Here is a 22,462-nt window from a genome sequence, read left to right on the forward strand (position 1 = left end):
ACAAGGGATTTTTGGCGCTAGTGGGTTAAGTGATAAACCGCATTGGCGAGGGCAATGTCTTCCAGGCCCAAGCCGATTGAACGGAAGAACACGTGACGGTCGTAACCCGGGCGCTGCACTTTTTCGCTGAGCAAATCCGCCAGGTCGCCAACAATCGAATCCTTGTCCCATCCATGCTGCTCAGCGGCAATCAACATCTCACCCGCCGACCCCGGCGTGGTCAGACGATAGTCGCAGAACACCTGCATGTCGTTGAGGCTTTGCGGCGGCACTTCATGGGCGCAGGGAGCGTTGGTGCTGATCGAGGTGATCAGTGCCGGTTTGCTTAACGCGGCAGGATCAATCACTGGGCCGGCCGACGAGGTGCAGAGCATGATCACGTCAGCTTCGGCGATAGCGGTCTCGCGACTGTCGGCAATCTTCACTTGCGGCGCGATGGTTCTCAACACGGTCTGTGTTTCAGGATCTGCCAGCAGCGACGGCGAATACAGATTAATGCTCTGCCAATCGCGCAACGCTTTCACATAGTGCAGATGCGCTTGAGCGACCTTGCCGCTACCGATGATTGCCAGTCGTTGGGCGTGCAACGGCGCCAGGGCATCGACCGCCACCGCTGTGGTCGCGGCGGTGCGCGCGGTGGTGAGTTCGCCGGCATCGCAGAGCAGCAGTGGTTGACCGGTTTTCATCGACATCAACAATGTCCACGCTGTCACCAGCGCACCCTGATCACGAACGATGTACGGCGAAGTCTTCATTCCGTACACGCCGTCTTGAGCCAGCACGCCCAGATAATTGATGAAGTCGCCGGCACCCTGTGGGAATTCCACCAGTTGCTGAGCTGGCTGCACGGCGTTACCGGCCGCCAGATCACGGAACAGTTTGCGCAGGATCTGCGGCACATCAATGCGTGCCAGCAGCGCACGGGCCTGGGCTTGATCGATCACGTAGGGCGTACTGGACATGTTGTGCTCCAAAACTGAACTTATTTTTCCATTATGGACTTTTAGTTTATCCGGGCAACCGTCAGGCATAAAAAAAGCGCAGTCCGTTTCCGGCTGCGCTTTTTCATTTCGTGGCGCTTACTGCGGGCGCTTGCGCTCAACTGCGCGCAGCAGATGCGTCGGCGGTGTTTCGCAGCTGATCTTGCGACCGAGCTTTTCTTCGATGGACGGCAACTGATAAGAGTCGTCCTCGCCGGCAAAGCTGATCGACACACCGTCAGCGCCCGCGCGACCGGTACGGCCGATGCGGTGCACGTAGTCGTCCGGCACTTCCGGCAGAGTGAAGTTGATCACGTGGCTGATACCGTCGATGTGGATGCCGCGCCCGGCGACATCGGTGGCCACCAGCACGCGAATCTTGCCTTCGCGGAAACCTTCCAGGGTCTTGATGCGCTTGTGCTGCGGCACGTCCCCGGACAATTGCGCGGCGTTGATGCCGTCCCGCACCAGGCGCTCTTCGATACGGCGCACTTCGTCCTTGCGGTTGGCAAACACGATGACCCGCTCCCAACCGTTGTCGTTGACCAGGTTGTAGAGCAGTTTGTATTTGTCGGCAGCGGCCACGGCATAGATATGCTGCTCGACGTTCTCGTTGGCGACGTTGGTGATTTCGATTTCGACGATAGCCGGGTCGGTGGTCCATTGCTTGGCGAGGTTCATCACGTCTTCGGTGAAGGTCGCGGAGAACAGCAACGTCTGGCGCTCGGACTTCGGCGGGGTCTGGCGAATGATCTGCCGTACCTGCGGGATGAAACCCATGTCGAGCATGCGGTCGGCTTCGTCCAGCACCATCACTTCGACCATGTCCAGGTGCACGTCGCCGCGCTGGTTGAAGTCGAGCAGGCGGCCCGGCGTGGCAACGAGAATGTCGCAATGACGCGCTTCGAGGTGCTTGAGCTGTTTGTCGAAGTCCATGCCGCCGACGAACGTCATCACGTTCAGGCCGGTGTACTTGGTCAGGTCAGCGGCGTCCTTGGCGATCTGCACCACCAGCTCGCGGGTCGGCGCGATGATCAACGCGCGCGGCTCGCCCATGTAGCGCTCTTTCGGCGGCGGTGTCTGCAGCAACTGGGTGATGATCGAGATCAGGAACGCGGCGGTCTTGCCGGTGCCGGTTTGCGCGCGGCCGATGGCGTCTTTGCCGGCGAGGGTGAAGCCCAGCACTTGCGCCTGGATCGGCGTGCAGTAAGGGAAGCCCAGGTCCTGGATGGCGTGCATCAGTTCCGGGGCGAGCTTGAAATCGTGGAAACGGGTTTTGCCTTCCTGGGGTTCGACGACGAAATCTTCGAGTTTCCAGGGAATCACCGGTGCCTTGGGCTTCGGTTCGCGACGTGGTCTGGCCGGTTTCGGCGCCTCGCCAGGTGCAGGCTCGGCAGCGATTGGCGCGGCCGCGGCAGGTTGTGCTTCTGGCTTCGGTGCCGCGACGGGAGCGGGGCGGTCGGCCTGCGGGGCATCGGTGCGATGACCGGGGGCGTGCGACGGCGCACTGGGAACTGGCGCGAGCTGCTCAGCCTCGCTTTTACCGAACATTTTCTTGAGTGCTTCGAGCACGGTCATCTCATCAATTGGTTAAGGAATGTACGCCGGCCAGTGTAATGCAAGAAACGGGCGCGGCGTAGTAGGAGGGATCAATGGGCCGACATTGGTCGCAAATCAGCGCAGACGTTCGCTCAACCAGACGCCAATGTCGCGGATCTCTTCAGGTAACACTTCGTGCTCCATTGGGTATTCCTGCCATGTCACGGTGACACCATGCTTCACCAAATGCTCATAGGCAGTGCGGCCCATCGAGTTCTGCACCACACCATCGAACTGGCCGTGCAGACACAGCGCAGGAATGCGCTGCTGACTGGCGCAAAGCTCCATCTCGTCAGTGAATGTCGGTGCATAAGTCGACAACGCCAGCACCCCACCCAACGGGCCCTGCCATTTCAGGAATGCGGTGTGCAATACCACGGCGCCGCCCTGGGAAAACCCGGCAAGAAAAATCCTCGAGGCGTCTATTCCGCTGGCGCGCTCGCTTTCGATCAGTTCGATGATGCGCTCTGCCGACGCTTCCAACTGATCACGGTCGATCGCCCGGGCCGGGCTCATGGCCTTGATGTCGTACCAGCTGGGCATGGCATATCCGCCATTGATCGTCACTGGAAGGGTCGGCGCCTGCGGCAGTACGAAGCGCGTGCTCAGCAGACTTTCCTGCAAAGCTTCGGCCACCGGCAGGAAGTCGTAACGGTCGGCGCCGAGGCCGTGCAGCCAGATCACGCAGGCATCCGCGGGCTTAACAGGCTGAAGAATCAAGGGCTCGGTCATGTTTGCTCCAAAAATGTGCGGGCGCTCTCATTGAGTGCGTGATTGAAGTGCGCGCCCGGTTGATCCGTTAACAAGATGTCGCAAGGTTACAAGTTTAGCTATTGACGTGTCGCGCAATGGCTTCGACAAGCGGTCTGGTACGGCGTTTGCTATGGAGCTTTGCGTATGAAGCATCCGTTGCGCGGCGGTAACACTATCAGTCTACGTCGCACGATGGGACAGCAACGAATCCGGTGATGGATGTTCGCCAATGGCCGCTACGGGCTTAGCGAACGTGAAAGGGCTACAGCCCGTTCGGCCGATTGGTGAGAAGTGAGTGATCCATGATGTGGATTTTCTCCTACTAGACTCATAGCGAAGGTCTTACGTCGGTTGACCCCAAAAAAAGCCAACACGGGTCAACAACGCCTCAAAAGGGTGCGACAGGACTCAAGCTCCGACACAACAAGAGCAAAACTGGAGGTTTGAATGAAGATGTTGAAATCCACTCTGGCGGTCGTGACTGCAGCAGCAGTACTCGGTGTCAGCGGGTTCGCTCAGGCGGGTGCAACCCTGGATGCGGTACAGAAAAAAGGTTTCGTGCAGTGTGGCGTGAGCGACGGTCTGCCGGGCTTCTCGGTACCGGATGCGACCGGCAAGATCCTCGGCATCGACGCCGACGTCTGCCGCGCTGTGGCCGCAGCCGTTTTCGGCGACGCCAACAAGGTCAAGTTCAGCCAGTTGAACGCCAAGGAGCGCTTCACCGCGCTGCAATCGGGCGAGATCGACATCCTGTCGCGCAACACCACCATGACCAGCTCCCGTGACGCGGGCATGGGCCTGAAATTCCCGGGCTTCATCACCTACTACGACGGCATCGGCTTCCTGGTGAACAACAAGCTGGGCGTGAAAAGTGCCAAAGAGCTCGACGGCGCTACCATCTGCATCCAGGCCGGTACCACCACCGAGCTGAACGTTTCCGACTACTTCCGTGGCAACGGTCTGAAATACACCCCGATCACCTTCGACACCTCCGATGAAAGCGCCAAGTCGCTGGAGTCCGGTCGTTGCGACGTGCTGACCTCCGACAAGTCCCAGCTGTTCGCCCAGCGCAGCAAGCTGGCCTCGCCGAAGGACTACGTGGTGCTGCCGGAAACCATTTCCAAGGAACCACTGGGCCCGGTCGTGCGTAACGGCGACGACGAGTGGCTGGCCATCGTGCGCTGGGTTGGCTACGCGCTGCTCAATGCCGAAGAAGCCGGCATCACTTCGAAGAACGTCGAAGCTGAAGCCAAGTCGACCAAGAACCCGGACGTGGCCCGTATGCTCGGCGCTGACGGCGAGTACGGCAAAGACCTGAAACTGCCGAAAGACTGGGTTGTGCAGATCGTCAAGCAAGTCGGCAACTACGGTGAAATCTTCGAGAAAAACCTCGGCAAGAGCACTCCGCTGGAAATCGACCGTGGCCTGAACGCCCTGTGGAACAACGGCGGCATTCAGTACGCACCACCAGTGCGCTAATGGTTCTATCACCCGGCGGGCCAACCGCCGGGTGATGTTCTTGTTCCATTTCTTTCGGGGCACTTCATGCAAAATTCTATCGGCGCACCAAAGCAGAGGCTCAGCCTCAGCGATCCACGAGTGCGTGCGTGGCTATTCCAGATCATCACCGTTGTGGCGGTGGTCTCGCTTGGCTGGTACCTGTTCGACAATACGCAAACCAACCTTCAGCACCGGGGCATCACCTCCGGTTTCAGCTTTCTGGAGCGCAGTGCCGGGTTCGGCATCGCTCAACACCTGATCGACTACACCGAAGCGGACAGCTACGCGCGGGTGTTTGTCATCGGCCTGCTCAACACTCTTCTGGTGACCTTTATCGGCGTGATTCTGGCGACGATTCTCGGTTTCATCGTCGGCGTGGCGCGGCTGTCGCAGAACTGGATCATCGCCAAACTGGCGACGGTGTATGTGGAAGTGTTCCGCAACATTCCGCCGCTGTTGCAAATCCTGTTCTGGTACTTCGCGGTGTTCCTGACCATGCCGGGGCCGCGCAACAGCCATAACTTCGGCGACACCTTCTTCGTCAGCAGCCGCGGCCTGAACATGCCGGCCGCACTCGCAGCTGACGGCTTCTGGGCGTTCGTGGTCAGCATTGTGCTGGCCATCGTCGGCATCGTGCTGATGTGTCGCTGGGCCAACAAGCGCTTCGAAGAAACCGGTGTACCGTTTCACAAGTTCTGGACCGGCCTGGCCATTCTGTTGGTGATCCCGACCTTGTGCGCACTGATCTTCGGTGCTCCGCTGCACTGGGAAATGCCTGAGCTCAAGGGCTTCAACTTTGTCGGCGGCTGGGTGCTGATCCCGGAACTGCTGGCCTTGACCCTGGCGCTCACGGTGTACACCGCAGCGTTCATCGCTGAAATCGTGCGTTCCGGGATCAAGTCGGTCAGCCACGGCCAGACCGAAGCAGCGCGTTCCCTCGGCCTGCGCAACGGCCCGACCCTGCGCAAGGTGATCATCCCGCAAGCCCTGCGCGTGATCATTCCGCCGCTGACCAGCCAATACCTCAACCTGGCGAAAAACTCCTCGCTGGCCGCTGGTATCGGTTATCCGGAAATGGTTTCGCTGTTCGCTGGCACCGTGCTCAACCAGACCGGACAGGCCATCGAAGTGATTGCCATCACCATGAGCGTGTACCTGGCGATCAGTATCAGCATTTCCCTGCTGATGAACTGGTACAACAAGCGCATTGCGCTGATCGAGCGGTAAGGAAAAGCGCATGAGTACTCATACTTTCAAACCCGACATGCCTCCACCCAACAGCAGCATCGGCGTGGTGGCGTGGATGCGCGCAAACATGTTCTCCAGCTGGCTCAACACCCTGCTGACGCTGTTTGCGTTCTACCTGATTTACCTCGTCGTGCCACCGATCCTCAGCTGGGCGATTGTCGACGCCAACTGGGTCGGCACCACCCGCGCTGACTGCACCAAGGAAGGCGCCTGCTGGGTATTCATTCAGCAGCGGTTCGGCCAGTTCATGTACGGCTACTACCCGACCGAACTGCGCTGGCGCGTCGACCTGACCGTGTGGCTGGCGGTCATTGGCGCAGCACCACTGTTCATCTCGCGCATGCCGAGTAAAGCGGTGTACGGACTGAGCTTCCTGGTGCTGTACCCGATCATTGCCTTTACCTTGCTGCATGGTGGTTTCGGAATGACCACCGTCCCGACCAGCCAGTGGGGCGGGCTGATGCTGACCCTGGTGATCGCCACTGTCGGCATCGCCGGGGCGCTGCCGCTGGGCATCGTGCTGGCGCTGGGACGGCGTTCGAACATGCCGGCGATTCGTGTGGTCTGCGTGACCTTTATCGAGTTCTGGCGCGGCGTGCCGTTGATCACTGTGCTGTTCATGTCCTCGGTGATGCTGCCGCTGTTCCTGCCCGAAGGCATGAACTTCGACAAACTGCTGCGGGCGCTGATCGGGGTGATCCTGTTCCAGTCGGCGTACGTCGCCGAGGTGGTGCGTGGCGGTCTGCAAGCGATTCCCAAGGGACAGTACGAAGCGGCTGCAGCGATGGGCCTCGGTTACTGGCGTTCGATGGGCCTGGTGATTCTGCCGCAAGCCCTGAAACTGGTAATCCCGGGCATCGTCAACACGTTCATTGCGCTGTTCAAGGACACCAGCCTGGTGATCATCATCGGCCTCTTTGACCTGCTCAACAGCGTCAAGCAAGCCGCCGCCGACCCGAAATGGCTGGGCATGGCTACTGAAGGCTACGTGTTCGCCGCCCTGGTGTTCTGGATTTTCTGTTTTGGTATGTCGCGCTATTCCATGCATCTGGAACGCAAGCTCGACACTGGCCACAAGCGTTAGGAGTTCTCTGTAAATGAGCGAAGCAATCAAAAAGCCTGTGGGTCCGGAAGGCATCATCCAGATGCAGGGCGTGAACAAGTGGTACGGCCAGTTTCACGTGCTCAAGGACATCAACCTCAACGTCAAACAGGGCGAGCGTATCGTCCTCTGCGGCCCGTCGGGTTCCGGTAAATCGACCACGATTCGTTGCCTCAATCGTCTGGAGGAACATCAGCAGGGCCGTATCGTCGTCGATGGCGTGGAACTGACCAACGACCTCAAGCAGATCGAAGCGATCCGCCGCGAAGTCGGCATGGTGTTCCAGCACTTCAACCTGTTCCCGCACCTGACCATTCTGCAGAACTGCACCCTGGCGCCGATGTGGGTACGCAAGATGCCCAAGCGCAAGGCCGAGGAAATCGCCATGCATTACCTGGAACGCGTACGCATTCCGGAGCAGGCGCACAAATACCCGGGGCAACTGTCCGGCGGTCAGCAGCAGCGTGTGGCGATCGCCCGCGCCTTGTGCATGAAGCCGAAAATCATGCTGTTCGACGAACCGACCTCAGCGCTCGATCCGGAGATGGTGAAAGAGGTTCTCGACACCATGATCGGCCTGGCCGAAGACGGCATGACCATGCTCTGCGTCACCCACGAAATGGGCTTCGCCCGTACCGTGGCCAACCGCGTGATCTTCATGGACAAGGGCGAGATCGTTGAGCAGGCCGCGCCGAATGACTTCTTCGACAATCCGCAGAATGATCGGACCAAGCTGTTCTTGAGTCAGATTTTGCATTGATGGTGGATGAGTAAAACCAACCCGGCGATGTGCCGGGTTGGTTTTTCTGGACGGTTCAGGACACGGAGAGGGATTCGTGTTCTTTGTGGACGATGTGCTCGAAACCTCTCAAGTCTGCACCTTCGCCGAGAGTCTTCACATCGGTTAGCAAGTACGGGTAACGATCCAATAAACGCATCAACAGTATGAGCGCCTTGGGCGGCAATACATCGCCGCGCTCATAGCGAGAAAATGCGTTATGCCCACCCCCAGACAGCAGTTGTACCGTCTCTTTTTGCGTCAGGTGCAATTTGCGACGGATACGCTTCATCTCGTCACCAATCATTTGCCTCGCAGCGATAACCAACTCATCACCTGCGTTGCAATACCGCTGCGCACTATCGGTGTCGGGGTCCCATTCGATCTCACCGCACTTCTGGCATTCCCAGCCAGAAAGATTATCGACACGACGCTCCATGCCTTTGACTCTCAGGGTTTCGCCGCGCCCCTGAAAATGCCTCATTCCTTCACGCGTCCCGCAGCTGACACATTGCTGGGTTTTCATGGGTTTTTCTCCTTAAAGGAGATCACCGGTGGGCTGCCGCCGGGGCGGTATGTCACCTTGATGTAAATCTCCTGATCTCGCGAATTGATGTGATACACGTCTTGCCAGATTCGGTGATCGTCATAGGTAGTCATCGATTTGTACAACATCCTGGTTTGTAGCTCGAAAACAATCTCCTGCATTTCGCTGATGTTGAAGCCGAGCTTCTCAGCTGACCTTACTGAAGTTTTGGTGAAAGCATTTTGACCCAGTCGCCTCACTTCAGACTTGATCACCGCCAAGTCGTAATGGGGTGTGTTCTTTTCCATAAGAAGCCAAAACCCTGTCCCTGAAACTACCCTTAAAGGGTAATTTTGACCAATCGAAAATGCCGCTCCATGTGTCTCCGATTGACCCTAGGTGGTTGCCGTCCTACATGGGTCTGACTAACATGTCGGAAAATTCATCCTATGATTGGATGAAAAGGCGAGGCTCATGTCCGAAATTTCCCCTTTGATCAAGCGATCCCTGGTCGATCAGGCTCTGGACCAACTGCGCCAGCGCATCAACAGCGGTGCTTGGCAGGTCGGCGAGCGTCTGCCGACCGAGCCTGAGCTGTGCGCCGAGCTGGGCATCAGCCGCAATACCGTGCGCGAGGCGATGCGTGTGCTGGCGTTTTCCGGGCTGATCGAAATTCGTCAGGGCGATGGCAGTTATCTACGCGCAGTGGTTGATCCGCTGGATACGCTGAAGGCGTTGTCCCGCTGTTCGCTGGAGCAGGCCCGGGAAACCCGGCACATCCTCGAAGTCGAGGCGATCGGCCTGGCGGCGTTGCGCCGTACCGATGAGGATCTGGCGGCACTGCGCGAAGCGCTCGGCACCAGTGGCAGCCATTACCACGGCGATCTCGACACGTACATTGCCTGCGATCTGGTGTTCCATCGGCGTCTGGTCGACGCCGCGCACAACCCGACCCTCAGCGAGCTGTATCGCTATTTCTCCAGCATCGTCGGCGCGCAATTGCGCCAGACCCTGAATATCACCCCGCGCCGTCAGGAAGTGTTCGACCTGCACATCGACCTGCTCGATGCGGTCGAGCAACGCGACCCGGAACGGGCCAAAGCCTTGTCGAGGCAGTTGATCAATGAACCTTGAAACCGAGAAAACCATGACCCGCACCGAGTTATCCACAGCGCCGAAACGCACCACCGAGCTGGATGAGCTGTTGATTGATGCCGAAGCCGATGACGAGCAGGTGCAGCAAAGCCACCCGTTGGTGAAACGTCCATGGCTATTGCTGCTCGGGCTGATTCTGGTGGCGCTGAACCTGCGCCCGGCGTTGTCGAGCATGGCGCCATTGCTCAGCGAGGTCTCCAGGAGCCTCGGGCTGTCTGCAGCGCAGGCGGGATTGCTGACCACGTTGCCGGTGCTGTGCCTGGGCTTGTTCGCGCCGCTGGCGCCGATCCTCGCGCGGCGTTTCGGTGCTGAGCGGGTGGTGCTGGGGATTCTGCTGACGCTGGCCGGCGGGATTATCCTGCGCAGCAATTTCGGTGAGATCGGCCTGTTCGCCGGCAGCGTCCTTGGCGGCGCCAGCATCGGTATCGTCGGCGTGCTGCTGCCGGGCATCGTCAAACGCGATTTCGCCAAACACGCTGGCACCATGACCGGCGTCTACACCATGGCCCTGTGCCTTGGCGCGGCGATGGCGGCGGGTTCGACCGTTCCACTGAGTGAACACTTCGGCAACAGCTGGGCGATGGGCCTGGGCTTCTGGGTGATTCCGGCATTGGTGGCGGCGGTTTTCTGGTTGCCTCAGGTCGGCTCGAAGCACGGCGCGCACAACGTCGCCTATCGCGTGCGCGGGTTGCTGCGTGATCCGCTGGCCTGGCAGGTGACCTTGTACATGGGCCTGCAATCGTCGCTGGCCTACATCGTGTTTGGCTGGTTGCCATCGATCCTCATCGGGCGCGGGCTGACACCGACCCAGGCCGGATTGGTACTCTCCGGTTCGGTGATCATTCAACTGGTCAGTTCGCTGGCTGCGCCGTGGCTGGCGACCCGTGGCAAGGATCAACGTCTGGCGATTGTTGTAGTCATGGCGCTGACCCTGGCCGGCCTGTTCGGCTGCCTGTACGCGCCGATCGAAGGTCTGTGGGGCTGGGCGATTCTGCTCGGGCTGGGGCAGGGCGGTACGTTCAGTCTGGCATTGACGCTGATCGTTCTGCGTTCGCGTGACTCCCATGTCGCGGCGAACCTGTCGAGCATGTCTCAGGGTTTTGGCTACACGCTGGCGTCCATGGGGCCATTCGCCGTGGGCGTGGTCCATGACTGGACTGGCGGCTGGAATGCGCTGGGCTGGATCTTCGGCATTATCGGCGCCGGCGCAATCCTCGCCGGGCTGGGTGCCGGCCGGGCGCTGTATGTGCAGGTGCAAAGCGAAAAGATCTGAATGCACTGTTTCCAAATGTGGGAGCGAGCCTGCTCGCGAAGGCGGTGTTTCCGTCAACACAGATGTTGAATGTTGAATTGCCTTCGCGAGCAGGCTCGCTCCCACAAAGGTTTTGCGTATTGCCGATAGTGTTTCTTCGCGCGGCAGATTATGGTGCTGGCAATCTGTATATCTTTCCTTGGAGATTGCCTTGAGCGAAGCCCATAGCGCCCTGATCACCCGCTTCTACGAGGCCTTCCAGCGCCTCGACGCCGAAGCCATGGCCGCCTGCTACACCGACGACGTGGTCTTCAGCGATCCGGCCTTCGGTGAGTTGCGCGGGCGCGATGCCGGCGACATGTGGCGCATGCTCACCACCCGCGCCAAGGATTTCTCCCTGACCTTCGACAACGTCCGCGCCGACGAGCGCACCGGTGGCGCGCATTGGCTGGCGACTTACCTGTTCAGCCAGACTGGCAATGTCGTGGTCAACGATATTCAGGCGCGCTTCGTCTTCCGCGAGGGCAAGATCTGCGAGCACCACGACCACTTCGATCTGTGGCGCTGGTCGCGGCAGGCGCTGGGTTTCAAAGGCCTGCTGCTGGGCTGGACGCCGCTGGTGCGCAACGCCGTACGTGCGCAGGCGCGCAAGGGACTGAAGGCATTTCAGGCCGGGCGCTGATAAGATCGCCGCCTGTTTTCCTACACATTCAGATCCCGAAGTGACCAGCCTTAGCGAAAAATCCGTCGACGATGCCGAACCGGTGAGCAAATCCTGGTTCGTTTATCTCGTGCGTGCCGCCAATGGCTCGTTGTACTGCGGGATCAGCGATGACCCGGTGCGCCGTTTCGCCAAGCATCAAAGCGGCAAAGGCGCACGGTTCTTCCTCTCCAGCCCGGCGATGGCACTGGTTTATACCGAGCTGTGCCGCGATAAAAGCGATGCGTTACGGCAGGAGCGCTTGATCAAAAAACTCAGGAAGAGCGCCAAGGAATGCCTCGTCGCCTCTTATCAATCTGACTGATTGGTTCCCATCAGGCAGATCGGTAGGCCTGTCAGGTAATGCGCGCTAAGCTGCGGATTCACTTTTCCAGCGGCGGAGCCGAGCATGTCCGAGTTGATTCTGCATCATTACCCGACCTCTCCATTTGCCGAGAAGGCTCGCCTGCTGCTGGGCTTCAAAGGCTTGTCCTGGCGTTCGGTGCATATCTCGCCGGTGATGCCGAAACCGGATCTGACCGCCCTGACCGGTGGCTATCGCAAAACTCCGGTATTGCAGATTGGTGCTGACATCTACTGCGACACTTCGCTGATCGCCCGTCGCCTGGAGCAGGAAAAGGCGTTGCCGGCGTTCTTCCCTGAAGGTCAGGAATTCACCTCCGCCAGTTTTGCCACGTGGGCTGACTCGGTGGTGTTTCAACATGCGGTGAGCTTGGTGTTTCAGCCGGAATCGGTCGCCGTGCGCTTCGCCAAGTTGCCGCCGGAAGCGATCAAAGCGTTTATCGCCGACCGCGCCGGTTTGTTCAGTGGTGGCAGCGCCACGCGTTTGTCCGCCGAACAGGCCAAGCATCAATGGCCGACGATCATGGCCCGTCTGGAGCAGCAGTTACAGCGCGAGCAGGGCGACTTCCTGTTTGGCGAGCCGTCGATTGCCGACTTTGCGTTGGCGCATCCGCTGTGGTTCCTCAAGGCGACGCATGTGACTGCGGGCCTGGTGGATGAGTACCCGGCGGTTTCGGCGTGGCTGAGTCGCGTGTTGGGCTTCGGTCATGGCGCGGCGAGTGCGATGACGTCCGAAGAGGCGCTTGAGGTTGCACGCAACGCGACGCCGGCGGCATTGCCGGATGAGCAGTTCGTAGATCCGAACGGCTTCAAGGCTGGGCAGCAGGTGGCGATTGCCGCGACGGATTACGGGGTTGATCCGGTGCTGGGTGAGTTGCTGTTTGCCGGCAGTGAAGAACTGATCATTCGCCGAGAAGACGAGCGCGGCGGCGTGGTGCACGTGCACTTTCCGCGCTTCGGCTTCCGTATCGAAGCGCGCTAAAAGCAAAAGATCGCAGCCTTCGGCAGCTCCTACATGAGACTTGGGTAGGAGCTGCCGAAGGCTGCGATCTTTTGATCTTGATGTTATTTCAGGGCAGCGAGGATTTCGTCCGGATCAAACCTGCGAATCAACGTGCCGTTCACATCGATCAGCGGAATCCCGCGTCCGCCCAATGCTTCATACGCCTTGCGCGCTTCAACATCCTTCTCGATATCGAACTCCTTGAAAGGTATGCCCTTGCTGTCGAGAAAGCGTTTGGTCTGCTTGCAGTAGCCGCACCAGTCGGTGGCGTAGAGCACGACGTTGGCTTGCGCGCGCGTCTGCTCCGAGACCATTTGCGAGGGATTGAACACCCGCTCGATCTTGCCCCAGTTCTGGTAGACCACGACTACCAGCAGCACCAGGGCAACCTTTTTCAACACATTGCCGAGCATCAGTTGCGGCGCTTCAACTGATCGGTCAGCGAAGTCGGCAGGCCTTTGATGATCAGGGTGCCGTTCTCCTCGTCGTATTCGATCTTCGAACCCAGCAGATGCGCTTCGAAGCTGATCGACAGGCCTTCGGCGCGGCCGGTGAAACGACGAAATTGGTTGAGGGTGCGTTTGTCCGCCGGGATCTCTGGCGACAGGCCGTAGTCCTTGTTGCGGATGTGATCGTAGAAGGCTTTCGGACGTTCTTCGTCGATCAGCTCCGACAATTCTTCCAGGCCCATCGGTTCGCCGAGTTTGGCCTGGCTGCTGGCATAGTCGACCAGGGTCTTGGTTTTCTCGCGGGCCGAGTCTTCCGGCAGATCTTCGCTTTCGACGAAGTCACTGAAGGCCTTGAGCAGGGTGCGCGTTTCGCCGGGGCCGTCGACGCCTTCCTGGCAGCCGATAAAGTCGCGGAAATACTCCGAGACCTTCTTGCCGTTCTTGCCCTTGATGAACGAGATGTACTGTTTCGACTGCTTGTTGTTCTGCCACTCGGAAACGTTGATCCGCGCTGCCAGATGCAACTGGCCAAGGTCGAGGTGGCGCGATGGCGTTACGTCGAGCTCGTCGGTCACCGCCACGCCTTCGCTGTGGTGCAGCAGGGCGATCGCCAGGTAATCGGTCATGCCTTGCTGATAGTGGGCGAACAGCACATGGCCGCCCACCGACAGGTTGGATTCTTCCATCAGCTTCTGCAGATGCTCGACCGCCACTTTACTGAACGCAGTGAAATCCCGGCCGCCTTCCATGTACTCCTTCAGCCAGCCGCTGAAGGGGAACGCACCGGACTCCGGATGGAACAGGCCCCAGGCTTTGCCCTGTTTGGCGTTGTAGCTTTCGTTGAGGTCGGCGAGCATGTTTTCGATGGCTGCGGACTCGGCCAGTTCGGAGTCACGGGCGTGCAGCACTGCGGGCGTGCCGTCGGGTTTTTTGTCGATCAGGTGGACGATGCAATGACGGATCGGCATGGGCTTCTCGGCTGTTGGAAGGGAGGAGGGCAGGCTCCCCCGAAAAAGCGCTCAGTGTAACCGAATCTCCGGCCGAGGCCCTGTGCAGGAGCTGCCGAAGGCTGCGATCTTTTGATCGTGTTTTTGAAAAAGCAAAGTCAAAAGATCGCAGCCTTCGGCAGCTCCTACAGTCGGGCCAAGGCTTAAATCGGGGCAAGTGGCCGGCCTTATGCGGTTTTTTACCGGTTTAGAGCAATAAAGCTGACCAAATGGGTAGCTAGAGGCGGATATTTCCTTGTCGCTGTGCTAGTTTTGCCCGGTCTTACGCGAAGTCACTGCGTTAAGCGTGCATTCAGCATTTGTCAGGTCGAACCAAACCCTGATTTCGGCATCTATAACCCGACTCGTCGTGGTTATCGCCGAGGGTGCCAGATCCAGAAGATCGGGCTCGATGGCTGACACTGCACTCTGCAATCCATATGAATTTGATAGGGAAGGAACACTACATGGCTCTTACTAAAGACCAACTGATCGCCGACATCGCTGAAGCTATCGACGCGCCGAAAACCACCGCGCGTAACGCTCTGGACCAACTGGGCCAAATCGTTGCCGATCAGCTGGAAAACGGCGGCGAAATCACCTTGCCAGGTATCGGCAAGCTGAAAGTGACCGAGCGTCCTGCCCGCACTGGCCGTAACCCTTCGACTGGCGCTGCCATCGAAATCCCTGCCAAGAAAGTGATCAAGCTGGTTGTGGCCAAAGGCCTGACCGACGCTGTGAACAAGTAAGACGCAGCGATAAAAAAACCGTGCTTCGGAGTGATCCGGGGCACGGTTTTTTTGTGTCTGTGATTTAGCGACTGAATCGCAGGGCCAATGTGGGAGCGAGCCTGCTCGCGAAAGCGGCGTGTCAGCCAGCTTCGATATCGACTGACCCACCGCTTTCGCGAGCAGGCTCGCTCCCACAGGGGGATCTACAGCGCCTTAGCGCACCCAGCGCTCACGCCGCCAGATCTGCTGCTCGGACTTGGTCTGGAAGGTCCAGGCCACGAAACGGCTCTGCTTCTGCCCCTGGGACATCTCCACGACCTGGCTCTCCAGCACGCCAGCCTTCTTCAGCGCAGTTTCGATGGCCGGCAGGTTCGACGCCTTCGACACCAGGGTGCTGAACCACAGCACTTTGTGCTGGAAGTTCGCGCTCTCGGCAATCAACTGCGTCACGAAGCGCGCTTCACCGCCTTCACACCACAGCTCCGCCGATTGCCCACCAAAGTTCAGCACCGGCAGTTTGCGTTTCGGATCAGCCTTGCCCAGGGCACGCCATTTGCGCTCGCTGCCCTTGGTCGCTTCTTCCATCGAAGCGTGGAAGGGCGGGTTGCACATGGTCAGGTCAAAGCGCTCGCCCGGCTCCAGCAAGCCGATCAGGATGTGCTTGCGGTTTTCCTGCTGGCGCAGCTGGATCACCTTGCTCAGATCGTTGGACTGCACGATGGCTCTGGCAGCGGCCACGGCGGTCGGATCGATTTCGGAGCCGAGGAAGTGCCAGCGGTATTCGCTGTTGCCGATCAGCGGATAAACGCAGTTGGCGCCCATACCGATGTCCAGCACGTTGACGATCGCGCCGCGCGGAACCTTGCCGTCGTTCATGCTCGCCAGCAGGTCGGCGAGAAAGTGCACGTAATCGGCACGCCCTGGCACCGGAGGGCAGAGGTAGTCCGCCGGGATGTCCCAATGCTGAATGCCGTAGAACGCCTTGAGCAGCGCCCGGTTGAACACGCGCACCGCGTCGGGGCTGGCGAAGTCGATGCTTTCCTTGCCGTACGGGTTGGTGATCACGTACCTGGCCAGTTCCGGCGTGGTCTTGATCAGCGCCGGAAAGTCATAGCGACCCTGATGGCGATTGCGCGGATGCAGGCTGGCCTTCTCGCGCGGCTCGACGGCTTTGCTCGGGGACGCGGCGTCAGGCTTCTTGCGCGCAGGTTTGGGTGTGCGGGGGGCAGTCATGGGCGTGGTCGATTCGGGTATGGCTGAAAGTGGCGGGTATTGTCCCACATTGACGTCGAATACGCCGAACCCATGTAGGAGCTGCCGAAGGCTGCGATCTTTTGATCTTGATCCTGAAAAACAAGATCAAAAGATCGCAGCCTTCGGCAGCTCCTACAGGGGGAAATGTGGTGGGCATAAAAAAGGGAGGCCACCTGGGCCTCCCTTTTTCAGTGCGATCTGCCGTTACAAACTGGCAATCCGCGCGTGCTGCTCGGCCAGCTTGCCGAGGGCCTGTTCAGCCTCGGCCAGTTTGGCGCGTTCCTTCTCGATGACTTCGGCCGGTGCCTTGTCAACGAAACCGGCGTTCGACAGCTTGCCGCCAACCCGCTGAACCTCACCCTGCAGACGCAGGATTTCCTTGTCCAGACGTGCCAGTTCGGCGCCCTTGTCGATCAGGCCGGCCATCGGCACCAGCACTTCCATCTCGCCCACCAGTGCGGTAGCAGAGAGCGGCGCTTCTTCTCCAGCCGCAAGAACGGTGATCGATTCCAGACGCGCCAGCTTCTTCAGCAGCGCTTCGTTCTCGGTCAGGCGGCGTTGGTCGTCAGCGCTGACGTTCTTCAGGAAGATCGGCAGTGGCTTGCCCGGGCCGATGTTCATTTCGCCACGAATGTTGCGCGTGCCGAGCATCAGTTCCTTGAGCCATTCGATGTCGTTTTCCGCCGCCGGATCGATGCGCTCTTCGTTGGCCACCGGCCAAGGCTGCAGCATGATCGTCTTGCCCTGAACGCCGGCCAGCGGCGCGATGCGCTGCCAGATTTCTTCTGTGATGAACGGCATGAACGGATGCGCCAGACGCAGCGCCACTTCCAGTACGCGCACCAGCGTACGGCGAGTGCCGCGCTGACGTTCGACCGGCGCGTTCTCGTCCCACAGCACTGGCTTGGACAGTTCCAGATACCAGTCGCAGTACTGGTTCCAGATGAACTCGTACAGCGCTTGTGCGGCGAGGTCGAAACGGAACTGATCGAGTTGACGGGTCACTTCGGCTTCGGTGCGTTGCAGTTGCGAGATGATCCAGCGATCGGCCAGCGACAGCTCGTAGGCGTCGCCGTTCTGGCCGCAGTCTTCGCCCTTGTCCAGAACGTAACGCGCGGCGTTCCAGATCTTGTTGCAGAAGTTGCGATAGCCTTCGACGCGGCCCATGTCGAACTTGATGTCGCGACCGGTAGAGGCCAGCGAGCAGAAGGTAAAGCGCAAGGCGTCGGTGCCATAGCTTTCGATGCCGTTGGCGAATTCTTCGCGGGTGGCTTTCTCGATCTTCTTCGCCAGTTTCGGTTGCATCAGGCCCGAGGTGCGCTTGTGCACCAGGGTTTCCAGGTCGATGCCGTCGATGATGTCCAGCGGGTCCAGGACGTTGCCCTTGGACTTGGACATCTTCTGGCCCTGGCCGTCGCGCACCAGACCGTGTACGTAAACGGTCTTGAACGGAACCTGCGGCGTGCCGTCTTCGTTCTTCATCAGGTGCATGGTCATCATGATCATCCGGGCAACCCAGAAGAAGATGATGTCGAAACCGGTGACCAGCACGTCGGTGGAGTGGAATTTCTTCAGGAACTCGGTCTGCTCGGGCCAGCCGAGGGTCGAGAATGTCCACAGGCCGGAGCTGAACCAGGTGTCGAGGACGTCGTTGTCCTGTTGCAGCGCAACGTCCGGGCCGAGGTTGTGCTTGGCGCGCACTTCGGCTTCGTCGCGGCCCACGTAGACCTTGCCCGACTCGTCGTACCAGGCCGGGATCCGGTGGCCCCACCACAGCTGACGGCTGATGCACCAGTCCTGGATGTCGCGCATCCACGAGAAGTACATGTTTTCGTACTGCTTGGGCACGAACTGGATGCGCCCGTCTTCGACGGCAGCGATCGCCGGCTCGGCCAGCGGTTTGGTCGACACGTACCACTGGTCGGTCAGCCACGGCTCGATGACGGTGCCGGAGCGATCGCCCTTCGGCGTTTTCTGGTTGTGATCATTGACGCTCACCAGCAGCCCGGCGGCGTCGAACGCGGCGACGATCTGCTTGCGCGCTTCGAAACGTTCGAGGCCAGCGAACTCGGCCGGAATCTTGCCGTCGATGCTCTCGTTCAGCGTGCCGTCGAGGTTGAACACCTGTGCGGCAGGCAGCACGTTGGCGTTCTTGTCGAAGATGTTCAGCAGCGGCAGGTTGTGGCGCTTGCCGACTTCGTAGTCGTTGAAATCGTGGGCCGGGGTGATTTTCACGCAGCCGGTGCCGAATTCAGGATCGCAGTAATCGTCGGCGATGATCGGAATACGGCGGCCAACCAATGGCAGCTCGACAAATTTACCGATCAGGGCCTTGTAGCGCTCGTCGTTCGGGTTAACCGCGACGGCGGAGTCGCCGAGCATGGTTTCCGGACGGGTGGTGGCGACGATCAGGAAGTCATTGCCTTCAGCGGTTTTTACGCCATCGGCCAATGGGTATTTCAGGTTCCACAGGAAACCTTTCTCTTCGTGGTTTTCCACTTCGAGGTCGGAAATCGCCGTGTGCAGTTTGGTGTCCCAGTTGACCAGACGCTTGCCGCGGTAGATCAGGCCGTCTTCATGCAGGCGCACGAACGCTTCTTTCACCGCTTCCGAGAGGCCGTCGTCCATGGTGAAGCGCTCGCGGCTCCAGTCGACGGACGAGCCGAGGCGACGGATCTGCCGGCTGATATTGCCGCCGGACTGATCTTTCCACTCCCAGACTTTTTCGAGGAATTTCTCGCGGCCCAGATCATGACGATTCTGGCCTTGGGCTTCGAGTTGGCGCTCCACCAGCATCTGCGTGGCAATACCGGCGTGGTCGGTGCCCGGTTGCCACAGGGTGTTGCGACCTTGCATGCGGCGGAAACGGATCAAGGCGTCCATGATCGCGTTGTTGAAGCCGTGACCCATGTGCAGGCTGCCGGTGACGTTCGGCGGCGGGATCATGATGGTGTAGGACTCGCCCGCGCCTTGCGGGGCGAAGTAGTTCTCGGACTCCCAGGTCTTGTACCAGGAAGTTTCAATGGCGTGCGGCTGGTAGGTCTTATCCATGCGCGGCGGGACCCTATTGGCATTTATTCAGGAAAAGCCGGGAAGTATAGCCGTGGGGGCAGCCACAAGCCACAAGCTGCAAGCTTCAAGAGGAGCGCGGCGGATTTGCTTTGGCTTTGGCTTTGGCTTTGGCTTGCAGCTTAAAGCTTGCCGCTTGCAGCTGCGGCGAGCAGCCGCTCCATCCGTGCCTCGAGGCGGCGTTTGATTTCGGTTTCGATGTGCGGAGCGAAGTCGTCGATCACGTCTTGCATGATCAATTGCGCGGCCGCGCGCAGTTCGCTGTCCAGATGTAGCAGGGCGTCCGGGCCTTTATCCACAGGCGCGACGGTTTGGGTGGCCGGGGGCGGCGCTGGCGCTGGCTCGACGGCCGCCGGCTGGTTGCCGACGGAATCGAACAGCATCGGAATCTGTTCCTGTTCGCTGTCATCGACCGTATCGGTCAACAGCGGCGGTTGCAGGTTGTCATCGCCGAGCAACTGGCGGATCGATTCAAGATCGTCCAGCAGGTGTGCGGATTTCTGTTGCGGTTTCGGAGTGTCCATTGGAATGCTCAGAGTCGCTGTAAACGGTGGTCTTGCAGAGAATAGCCCTGTTCGCGATAGAAGCGGAAACTCTCCCGCGCCGCCGCTCGGATGGTCGGGTCTTCCACCACCACTTCCGCCACGCGGGCGAACTTGCTGGCGAAGGCCGGGACTTTCAGGTCGAGATTGACCAGCAGATCCTGATGCTCACCGCAGTCTTCCCCGAGTCCCAGCACGATCAAGCCGTCCGGCTCACTCTCGGCAGGGCCGTGGGGCACGAAGCTTTCGCCCTTGAATGCCCACAGGCGCGCATCGAGATTGTCCCGCTGGGCCGCATCGCTGCAATGCAGGTAGATACGGTGGCCCATGCGCCATGCTTTCTCGGTGAGCTTGCAGGCAAAATCCAGGCGCGCCGAAGGATCGGCGCTGGGCAGGATATAGAAGTCGACTTTGGTCATTGCGGTTCCAGAGCGGCAAGTGGCATCACCCGAGAGTGACGCCACCTTTCAGCGATTTCAGGCCTTGGCGCGATCCAGCAGGTACTGGGTCAGCAGCGGAACCGGACGGCCAGTGGCGCCCTTGTCCTTGCCGCCGCTGGTCCACGCGGTGCCGGCGATGTCCAGATGCGCCCAGTTGAGGTTCTTGGTGAAGCGCGACAGGAAGCAGGCGGCGGTGATGGTGCCGGCCTTCGGCCCGCCGATATTGGCGATGTCGGCGAACGGGCTGTCCAGCTGCTCTTGATACTCGTCGAACAGCGGCAGTTGCCAGGCGCGGTCGTCGGCGGCCTTGCCGGCGCTGAGCAACTGGTCGATCAGTTCGTCGTTGTTGCCCAGCAGGCCGGACGTGTGTGCGCCCAGGGCCACCACGCAAGCACCGGTCAGGGTGGCGATGTCGATCACCGCTTGTGGCTTGAAGCGCTCGGCGTAGGTCAGCGCATCGCACAGCACCAGACGGCCTTCGGCGTCGGTGTTGAGGATTTCCACGGTCTGGCCGCTCATGGTGGTGACGATATCGCCCGGACGCGACGCGTTGCCGCTCGGCATGTTTTCGGCGCAGGCGAGGATGCACACCAGATTGATCGGCAGTTTCAGTTCAAGCACGGCGCGCAATGTGCCGAACACGCTGGCCGCGCCGCCCATGTCGTACTTCATTTCGTCCATGCCGGCGCCCGGCTTCAGGCTGATGCCGCCGGTGTCGAAGGTGATGCCTTTGCCGACCAGCGCGTACGGCTTCTCGGATTTCTTGCTTCCGTTGTATTGCATGACGATCAGGCGTGGCGGCTGGGCGCTGCCCTGGCCAACGGCGTAGAACGAACCCATGCCGAGGGATTTGATCTTCTTCTCGTCGAGTACTTCGACTTTCAGATCCTTGAACTCTTTGCCCAGGTTCTTCGCCTGTTCGCCCATGAACGTCGGGTGGCAGATGTTCGGTGGCAGGTTGCCCAGATCGCGGGTGAAAGCCATGCCGTTGGCGATTGCGGTGGCATGATTGACGGCGCGCTGCACTTCGGCCTGTGCAGCCTTGATGGTCAGCAGGGTGATTTTCTTCAAAGCGCGGGGTTCGGCTTTCTGGCTCTTGAACTGGTCGAAGGTGTAGCCGCCGTCGACCAGGGTTTCTGCCAGCAGGCGAGTCTTGCCGTAGCTGTCGCGACCTTTGACGATGACTTCATCGAGCGCCAGTACGGCATCGCCGCCGCCCAGGCCTTTGAGGGTATTGAGGATACCGGCAACGATCTTGCGGAACGGACGGTCGCCCAGTTCTTCGTCCTTGCCCACGCCGACCAGCAACACGCGCTCGGCTTTCAGGTTCGGCAGGCTGTGCAGCAGCAGGCTCTGACCGACCTTGCCGGCCAGGTCGCCACGCTTGAGCACTGCGCTGATCGCGCCACCGCTCGACTCGTCGACCAGTCTGGCGGCGACACCGAGTTTGCGGCCTTCGCCGACGGCAACCACCAGGGTGGCGGTTTTCAACGTTTCTGGGCTAACGCTTTTTACAACCAGTTCCATGTCCGGATCCCTGAATGAATGGTCAACACGCAGGCGTTCGACGCTGTCCGCAGTCGCCTGCTTATAGATAGAAGAGGCGCAGGCCAAAGCCTGCGACAAGGGCCGCAGTTTGAACCTCGCTCCCCGCGCCTGACAACCCTAGGGGGCGTTCTCAATTAGTTTTCACACCGCGCTGTCGCCTTAAAGCCAGCCAGGCAAGGCGCAGGCCGCTGGGAATGGTTGTTCCCTTTCCAAGGCCTGCAACGCAGACTGGCCGGCTTTAAGGCACAACCCGAAGGGCCGGGCCTGCTGTTGTGCAGGGCTGCGTTGCTCGAAGCTTATTTGGAATGACCAAACCACGCTTCTCGCGCCTTGTCCTGCACAACAGCAGACGCGGCGCGGTGTGAAAACTAATTGAGAACGCCCCTAGGTTGTACGATCAGCAAAGGATTACAGAGATGGATGAGTGTGCGCAGTGACAGGCGCACCCAATCACAGGATAATGCCGCATCTTTTTTCGACCGCT

At 59.8% G+C, this 22,462-nt stretch carries 22 protein-coding genes; 10 read left to right on the plus strand and 12 right to left on the minus strand.

Translation table 11 applies throughout. The features are described from left to right. Nucleotides 1-17 precede the first annotated feature (17 nt). From GXB78_RS14915 to GXB78_RS14925, 3 genes are all read right to left on the minus strand, one after another. Complete coding sequence (locus GXB78_RS14915; protein WP_329515921.1) at nucleotides 18-962, minus strand: ornithine cyclodeaminase family protein; 945 nt, start codon at nucleotides 960-962, stop codon at nucleotides 18-20. A gap of 117 nt (nucleotides 963-1,079) precedes the next feature. Next, complete coding sequence (gene rhlB / locus GXB78_RS14920; protein ID WP_329515922.1) at nucleotides 1,080-2,558, minus strand: ATP-dependent RNA helicase RhlB; 1,479 nt, start codon at nucleotides 2,556-2,558, stop codon at nucleotides 1,080-1,082. Between the two features lie 96 nt (nucleotides 2,559-2,654). Continuing rightward, nucleotides 2,655-3,311, minus strand: a complete 657-nt coding sequence (locus GXB78_RS14925; RefSeq protein ID WP_329515923.1) for an alpha/beta hydrolase — start codon at nucleotides 3,309-3,311, stop codon at nucleotides 2,655-2,657. A 468-nt stretch (nucleotides 3,312-3,779) separates the two neighbouring features. On the opposite strand from GXB78_RS14925, the gene GXB78_RS14930 reads away from it, so the two are divergent. From GXB78_RS14930 to GXB78_RS14945, 4 genes are all read left to right on the plus strand, one after another. Beyond that, nucleotides 3,780-4,811, plus strand: a complete 1,032-nt coding sequence (locus GXB78_RS14930) for an amino acid ABC transporter substrate-binding protein (protein ID WP_016771583.1) — start codon at nucleotides 3,780-3,782, stop codon at nucleotides 4,809-4,811. 66 nt (nucleotides 4,812-4,877) lie between these two features. Continuing rightward, nucleotides 4,878-6,059 (plus strand): amino acid ABC transporter permease, encoded by a 1,182-nt coding sequence (locus GXB78_RS14935; protein WP_329515924.1) that lies wholly within the window; start codon nucleotides 4,878-4,880, stop codon nucleotides 6,057-6,059. Between the two features lie 10 nt (nucleotides 6,060-6,069). Next, a complete protein-coding gene (locus GXB78_RS14940; RefSeq protein ID WP_329515925.1) occupies nucleotides 6,070-7,164 on the plus strand; it encodes an amino acid ABC transporter permease in 1,095 nt (364 codons plus the stop codon). 13 nt (nucleotides 7,165-7,177) lie between these two features. Next, nucleotides 7,178-7,942 carry an amino acid ABC transporter ATP-binding protein gene (locus tag GXB78_RS14945; RefSeq protein ID WP_016771581.1) on the plus strand — a complete coding sequence of 255 codons (765 nt, stop codon included), beginning with the start codon at nucleotides 7,178-7,180 and terminating at the stop codon, nucleotides 7,940-7,942. 55 nt (nucleotides 7,943-7,997) lie between these two features. Here GXB78_RS14945 and GXB78_RS14950 read toward each other — a convergent pair whose 3' ends face one another. Both GXB78_RS14950 and GXB78_RS14955 read right to left on the minus strand, forming a co-directional pair. Next, nucleotides 7,998-8,486 carry a type II toxin-antitoxin system MqsA family antitoxin gene (locus GXB78_RS14950; RefSeq protein WP_329515926.1) on the minus strand — a complete coding sequence of 163 codons (489 nt, stop codon included), beginning with the start codon at nucleotides 8,484-8,486 and terminating at the stop codon, nucleotides 7,998-8,000. Next, on the minus strand, nucleotides 8,483-8,794 hold the full coding sequence (locus tag GXB78_RS14955) for a type II toxin-antitoxin system MqsR family toxin (RefSeq protein ID WP_329515927.1): 312 nt from the start codon (nucleotides 8,792-8,794) through the stop codon (nucleotides 8,483-8,485). The genes GXB78_RS14950 and GXB78_RS14955 overlap by 4 nt, the downstream gene beginning before the upstream one ends. A 166-nt stretch (nucleotides 8,795-8,960) precedes the next feature. On the opposite strand from GXB78_RS14955, the gene GXB78_RS14960 reads away from it, so the two are divergent. The 5 genes from GXB78_RS14960 to GXB78_RS14980 all read left to right on the plus strand — a co-directional run bounded on the left by GXB78_RS14960 (nucleotide 8,961) and on the right by GXB78_RS14980 (nucleotide 12,938). Beyond that, the gene (locus GXB78_RS14960) at nucleotides 8,961-9,620 is read left to right on the plus strand and encodes a FadR/GntR family transcriptional regulator (RefSeq protein WP_329515928.1); all 660 of its coding nucleotides are present in this window, start codon (nucleotides 8,961-8,963) and stop codon (nucleotides 9,618-9,620) included. After that, a complete protein-coding gene (locus GXB78_RS14965; protein WP_329515929.1) occupies nucleotides 9,610-10,914 on the plus strand; it encodes a CynX/NimT family MFS transporter in 1,305 nt (434 codons plus the stop codon). The genes GXB78_RS14960 and GXB78_RS14965 overlap by 11 nt, the downstream gene beginning before the upstream one ends. Nucleotides 10,915-11,104: 190 nt before the next feature. Next, nucleotides 11,105-11,575 carry a nuclear transport factor 2 family protein gene (locus GXB78_RS14970; protein WP_329515930.1) on the plus strand — a complete coding sequence of 157 codons (471 nt, stop codon included), beginning with the start codon at nucleotides 11,105-11,107 and terminating at the stop codon, nucleotides 11,573-11,575. Nucleotides 11,576-11,615: 40 nt separating this feature from the next. Then, the gene (locus GXB78_RS14975) at nucleotides 11,616-11,918 is read left to right on the plus strand and encodes a GIY-YIG nuclease family protein (protein WP_329515931.1); all 303 of its coding nucleotides are present in this window, start codon (nucleotides 11,616-11,618) and stop codon (nucleotides 11,916-11,918) included. 84 nt (nucleotides 11,919-12,002) lie between these two features. Continuing rightward, nucleotides 12,003-12,938: a glutathione S-transferase family protein gene (locus tag GXB78_RS14980; RefSeq protein ID WP_329515932.1), complete on the plus strand. Its 936-nt coding sequence runs from the start codon at nucleotides 12,003-12,005 to the stop codon at nucleotides 12,936-12,938. A gap of 83 nt (nucleotides 12,939-13,021) precedes the next feature. On the opposite strand, the gene GXB78_RS14985 is transcribed toward GXB78_RS14980, so the two are convergent. Both GXB78_RS14985 and yejK read right to left on the minus strand, forming a co-directional pair. Continuing rightward, on the minus strand, nucleotides 13,022-13,372 hold the full coding sequence (locus GXB78_RS14985) for a glutaredoxin family protein (RefSeq protein ID WP_329515933.1): 351 nt from the start codon (nucleotides 13,370-13,372) through the stop codon (nucleotides 13,022-13,024). Then, nucleotides 13,372-14,376: a nucleoid-associated protein YejK gene (gene yejK / locus GXB78_RS14990; protein ID WP_039759184.1), complete on the minus strand. Its 1,005-nt coding sequence runs from the start codon at nucleotides 14,374-14,376 to the stop codon at nucleotides 13,372-13,374. Before yejK ends, GXB78_RS14985 begins: the two co-directional genes overlap by 1 nt. Before the next feature lie 485 nt (nucleotides 14,377-14,861). Between yejK and GXB78_RS14995 the strand changes: the two genes are divergently transcribed. Beyond that, entirely contained in the window at nucleotides 14,862-15,143 is a 282-nt protein-coding gene (locus tag GXB78_RS14995; RefSeq protein WP_003221909.1) for an HU family DNA-binding protein, read from the plus strand. Nucleotides 15,144-15,338: 195 nt separating this feature from the next. On the opposite strand, the gene rlmF is transcribed toward GXB78_RS14995, so the two are convergent. The 5 genes from rlmF to GXB78_RS15020 all read right to left on the minus strand — a co-directional run bounded on the left by rlmF (nucleotide 15,339) and on the right by GXB78_RS15020 (nucleotide 21,957). Then, nucleotides 15,339-16,358, minus strand: a complete 1,020-nt coding sequence (rlmF, locus tag GXB78_RS15000) for a 23S rRNA (adenine(1618)-N(6))-methyltransferase RlmF (protein WP_329515934.1) — start codon at nucleotides 16,356-16,358, stop codon at nucleotides 15,339-15,341. Between the two features lie 225 nt (nucleotides 16,359-16,583). Beyond that, a complete protein-coding gene (locus GXB78_RS15005; RefSeq protein ID WP_329515935.1) occupies nucleotides 16,584-19,430 on the minus strand; it encodes a valine--tRNA ligase in 2,847 nt (948 codons plus the stop codon). 140 nt (nucleotides 19,431-19,570) lie between these two features. Beyond that, entirely contained in the window at nucleotides 19,571-19,972 is a 402-nt protein-coding gene (locus tag GXB78_RS15010) for a DNA polymerase III subunit chi (protein WP_329515936.1), read from the minus strand. An 8-nt stretch (nucleotides 19,973-19,980) separates the two neighbouring features. Beyond that, a complete protein-coding gene (locus GXB78_RS15015; RefSeq protein WP_329515937.1) occupies nucleotides 19,981-20,409 on the minus strand; it encodes a DNA polymerase III subunit chi in 429 nt (142 codons plus the stop codon). 57 nt (nucleotides 20,410-20,466) lie between these two features. Beyond that, nucleotides 20,467-21,957 carry a leucyl aminopeptidase gene (locus GXB78_RS15020; RefSeq protein WP_329515938.1) on the minus strand — a complete coding sequence of 497 codons (1,491 nt, stop codon included), beginning with the start codon at nucleotides 21,955-21,957 and terminating at the stop codon, nucleotides 20,467-20,469. Between the last annotated feature and the right edge of the window lie 505 nt (nucleotides 21,958-22,462).

This window comes from Pseudomonas moraviensis subsp. stanleyae, from assembly GCF_036283065.1.
GTDB classification, from domain to species: Bacteria; Pseudomonadota; Gammaproteobacteria; order Pseudomonadales; family Pseudomonadaceae; genus Aquipseudomonas; species Aquipseudomonas stanleyae.